4 protein-coding genes are annotated in these 5,005 nt (G+C 37.0%); 1 reads left to right on the top strand and 3 read right to left on the bottom strand.

All coding sequences use genetic code 11. The features are described from left to right. The 3 genes from hutU to AC1DUW_RS20845 form a co-directional block, all read right to left on the bottom strand. On the bottom strand, positions 1–795 hold a 795-nt coding region (gene hutU, locus AC1DUW_RS20855), incomplete at its 3' end, for a urocanate hydratase (protein ID WP_477643350.1). 192 nt (positions 796–987) lie between these two features. Next, positions 988–2,457, bottom strand: coding sequence for a response regulator transcription factor (locus AC1DUW_RS20850; RefSeq protein ID WP_053345798.1), 1,470 nt, complete (start codon positions 2,455–2,457; stop codon positions 988–990). A 506-nt stretch (positions 2,458–2,963) separates the two neighbouring features. Continuing rightward, entirely contained in the window at positions 2,964–4,283 is a 1,320-nt protein-coding gene (locus AC1DUW_RS20845; RefSeq protein WP_053345797.1) for an MFS transporter, read from the bottom strand. Positions 4,284–4,774: 491 nt separating this feature from the next. On the opposite strand from AC1DUW_RS20845, the gene AC1DUW_RS20840 reads away from it, so the two are divergent. Continuing rightward, a partial coding sequence (locus AC1DUW_RS20840; protein WP_477643349.1) for a TetR/AcrR family transcriptional regulator occupies positions 4,775–5,005 on the top strand: 231 nt, incomplete at its 3' end.

Below are 5,005 nucleotides of genomic sequence, written 5' to 3'. Positions count from 1 at the left end.
ATGTGCAGATGTTTGATCGGTTAACACGTCCGGGATAAAGTTTCTCGCAATCATTTCAGGAAGAATGTCAGAAGCATTCCCAATCAGACCAATGGATAAAGCTTTTCCTGCTTGTTTTGCTTCTATGGCTAAACGGATGGCCTCTTCTAATGAATCCGTTTTCACATCCGTGTAACGAGTTTCAATTCTCCGGTCAATTCTTGTCTCATCTACATCAATTCCGATACAGACACCGCCGTTCATTGTTACGGCTAGCGGCTGTGCCCCACCCATACCGCCAAGACCCGCTGTTACTGTGATAGTGCCTCTTAAGGTATTATTGAAATGCTGCTTCGCTAGCTCCGCGAATGTTTCGTAAGTTCCTTGTACAATTCCTTGAGAACCGATATATATCCAGCTGCCAGCTGTCATTTGTCCATACATCATCAACCCTTTTTTATCGAGTTCATGGAATGTTTCCCAATTTGCATAAGCCGGGACAATGTTCGAATTTGCAATAAGTACACGTGGTGCATCTGTATGAGTTTTAAAAATAGCCACCGGTTTTCCAGATTGAACAAGTAAAGTTTCATTGTCTTCCAGTTCTTTCAGTGATTTGACAATTGCATCAAAGCACTCCCAGTTACGAGCTGCTTTTCCAATTCCACCGTATACCACAAGATCTTCTGGGCGTTCAGCTACTTCTGGATCTAAATTATTCATCAACATTCGAAGAACGGCCTCTTGTTGCCACCCTTTTGTATTCAAATCTGTACCTTCATATCGTATAACCTTGTTTTTTGTATTAGCATTCATTTTTTACTACCTCCTTGATGTGTTATATTTTCATTTTAAACTAAAAATTCAAATAATTTATTATAATTTGATGATATTTTTATGAATGGTTTTCATATTTTTTTATTTGTTTTATATTTTTATAAACAATTTCATTTTTTTCATTTGTAGCCCAATAAAAAAACGATTCAGTATTAGCTGAATCGCCTTTTTTCATAATCCAGACCGATAAGCAGATGGTGTACATGCTTCAAGCAGTTTGAATTTTGCATTAAAATATGTTTGATGTGAATAACCCGTTAATTGTGCAATTTCTTCCAATGATAAATCCGATTCCTTTAATAGACGTTTAGCCTCTCTAATTCGAACTTGATGCAGGGTATTACGAAAAGACTGACCGGACTCGGCTGCAAAACGACGGCTTAGAGTGCTTTTATTAATACGAAGCGCATCAGCGCATGTTGATAAACTCCATTGGGCATCCCAATAGTTAGACTCTATCAACTCCCTTGCTTTTTCGACAAGTGTGCGCGCCCCATTTTGTAATTGCTCATGATCCTGAAGAAGCAAACGGGTGGTAAACATAAGCAGCTCTTTAACAATTTGATAAATAACTGGTTTATGTACTATTTGCTGAAAAACTTCATGATAGATTGCTTCTAAAGATGAGTTTTGGAGGTTGTATGATTTCATATGCCTCCTGATCTGCGCAAGAACACTTGTAAGGCGAATGCGAACTATTTCAGGATCAGGGTATGGTTGCTGAAAAGTCAGAAATTCATGCTCGACCCAATTCCTAATCGCTTTCGTATCTCGTCTTTCAAGCATTTCAATCCATTGCCGTTGTTCCAGAGGAGTGAGAAATGGATCCATCTCTTGAGAGGACATTTGTTGACTTTCTGCTAAAATAATATCATAACCTTCGAAAAAAATTCGCCTCGTCAATTCACGAGTTTGCTGGTATGTATTTTTTAACGAATCATCTGAAGTTGCTACTTTGATTATTATGGCAAGAGGCTCATCCATACGTTCTTTCCAGTGAGCAAGAAACGCTTGATACTCTTCCTTATATACATCGACTTCCTTAGTTTCCTGGACGCATAAAATAAAATCCGATAACGCAAATATTTGATTATTGCCAGTAAAAGAATAACGTTGTAATTCATCATAAACTAAAGGAAGCGTGTTATGATGAGGTGTCAAAAATGCGACCATCGTTAACCTACTGTTATGTCTCCGCTCTGTCAAAAAGAAATCAGGGTAACCGATGGCCAACGTATTCTCTACTTCCATTGTGTTATTTGAGAGATAACCTTGACCGTTTCTCAATTGATAACGTAATTGTTGAATATGTTTTACTAAGTCTACAGAAGAAAAAGGACGGAATAAAACATCTTCCGCACGAAAACGAAGCGCTCGATATGCAGTTTGAAAGATTCGCTCAGATGAAACTCCTAACCATCGAATACCTCGTTGCTTTAACTTCACACCCAACATCTCACTTTCACTCGTCCATAAATCCATATCCAAAATGACGAATTCTGGATGCTGATTTTGCATACCCACTTCAAATTCCTCAATTGTTTTCCACAGAATTAATCGAACTCCAGTAAGATGAGACTCCACTATCCACCGGATTCCTTGAGCTTCTATCTCATCTTTTGCCACCAAATGGATTTCCACATTATTCCCTCATCTCTTCTTGCATTTAACTTTCATCAAGGAAACGTACCTATACATTAAAGTCGCCCTTAAAAGAAAATGAATAATACAATTATTTTCTAAGAAGCTTTCACCTTTCCTTCAATTCTATTCCACACAGAATGTTAAGAACAAGTCTTGTTGAGCAGCTTCATCCATTCGGATTTATTAAAAGTTTTTACAGAAGGAACTAACATTAAGAGCAACTACTGAAGATAACTGCTATCTTACAAAGACTTACCATTTATCTAAATACGAGTCATTGTTCGTTCATGAGTTTCTTATTCTTAGTATATTAACCGTCTTTCCAAGTTTTCAATTCACGCTTTCTAAAAAATGGGTGGGGCAGTAAAAGAGCTTGTTCTTTCTTTACGATACAACTATATTAAAAAATAAAAAGAAACACCAGAGAAAAATCTTACACTTTTCAATGGTGTTTCTTTTTATATCCCTTTTAAGACCCACAATTTAATTTTCATTTAAATCAGTTATAATTGATTAATATTGACTTCAACTTCTTTTACGATGTTTTCATCTGAAGCACTTGTCAATTTTAATGATAATAGGGTGATGACTCCTATTACAAGTAATCCAGATAAGATAAACATACCTTGAGTAAAAGCAACAGTTCCGAGAATCATCGGTCCTACAAAACCACCTAAAGCCGCAAATGAATTGACTAGGGCTATTCCAACTGGTGCAGTGGATTCAGTGAAGAAAAATGTCATATATGCAAAGAAACATCCACTGAAACCGTATAACCCGAAAGATGTAATCGTTAACATAAGCACCATCATAAAGACACTATCTGAAAAGCCGCATCCAATAAAACCGATAACTGCTATCATGAGACAAACGAGCAAGTGTGATTTATGTGCATTGGTCCGATCTGAATTCCAGCCTACAAACATAACGGCAGGTATACCGACTAACGATGGAATCATCGCTAACCATCCAATTTCTAAATTGGTTGTTGCATTTTCCGATAAAGATTTTATGATGGTTGGCATCCAGAATGACAATCCATAGATAGATGTGTACCCTGCAAAATAGAAAAGTGCCAACTTCCATATTTTCGAATCTTTCAGCATATCAAGCTTAGTGACTTTATTTATTTTCGAGCTTAGTTTTCTTTCCGCACTCAATTCCCCTTCTAACCAATCACTTTCTTCCTTAGATAACCATTTAGCGTTAGTCGGTCTATTAGTTAAATAGAAAACAACAACAATTCCAATAATAATGGCCGGAATGCCCTCAAGGATGAACATCCATCTCCAGCCTGCCATACCAAACCAGGAAATATTGTCAAGAATCCACGTCGACACAGGCGCACCAATCAATCCGCCAATTGGTAAGGCTAAAAGCAAAACCGCTGTTGCCCGTCCTCTTTCGCGGGCCCTGAACCAATAAGTTAAATACAAAATTATACCAGGAAAAAAACCCGCTTCGGCGACACCTAATAAAAAACGGAGAATGTATAAATGCATCGTTGTTTGTGCAAAACCTGTTAATATTACCACGAGTCCCCACGAAATCATTATACGGGCAATCCACATCCGAGCTCCCACTTTATGCATGATCATGTTGCTTGGAACTTCAAAAAAGAAATAGCCTATGAAGAAAATACCAGAAAGCAATCCAAAAACTTCAGCGGATAAGGCTAATTCAGCATTCATTTGTAAAGCAGCATAGCCTAAATTGACCCTGTCCAAGTAAGCAATGATATAAAGGATCAAGATAAATGGAAGAATCCGTTTCATCGTTTTACTGATCGTTCTTTTCTCTATTTCACCACTGGAATGATTCATGATTATTTCCTCCCTTTTCATGCTACTATTTCCCAAAAAATAATCCGTTGACTGCACATCTCTTTTCGTGCTTCCCGACTCTCTGGTTCATTCCTAGGACTATCAATTTGTCCTGATACCACCTCCCTCCATTTACATAKACTGAATCCAACAATATTATAAATACAATCCATATACTCAGGGCTAAAGAGGAATAAGCCTTTCTACATGACAGTAATCGATTGTATAGGAATCTTCAGAAAAATCTAACGAACCTTTTCACCTAATTCTTCTACTTTGAAAAACCTCCTATTTAAACTGAATGAACCTCCCCCATACTTATCTTGAATTTTGTAAACGCCTTCTAAATGTGTAAAAAATGCAATTAAGAAAGCGTTGTGATTATTCATGATCTACGTTAGATTAAATAGAACACCAATCCTTTAACTAGACTGTAGTCTGATATTAAACTACATAGGAATATTCTGTCAATTAACATTTGGAGGTTTTTTATGATTGAACCCAGAAAGAAACAGCTTAGGGGAGAAAAGACTCGTGAAAAAATTTTAAATATATCTTTAAAGCTATTTAGCGAAAAAGGTTATGATAAAGTTACCGTTGACGAAATCGTGAAAAAAAGTGGCACATCAAAAGGGTCATTTTATCAACACTTTTCAGCGAAATCGGACATCTTTTTAGTGAGATTCACAGAAGTCGATGATTACTATCGCGAAGTCTTCCGT

The organism is Peribacillus sp. P4_C12, assembly GCF_056402095.1.
Note: the sequence above shows the minus strand (reverse complement) of the source record. Positions and strands in the feature narration are given on the sequence as shown.

Excerpts from the sequence above, each read along its gene's own strand:
- AC1DUW_RS20845 (WP_053345797.1), bottom strand. The coding sequence starts at position 4,283 with ATGAATCATTCCAGTGGTGAAATAGAGAAAAGAACGATCAGTAAAACG.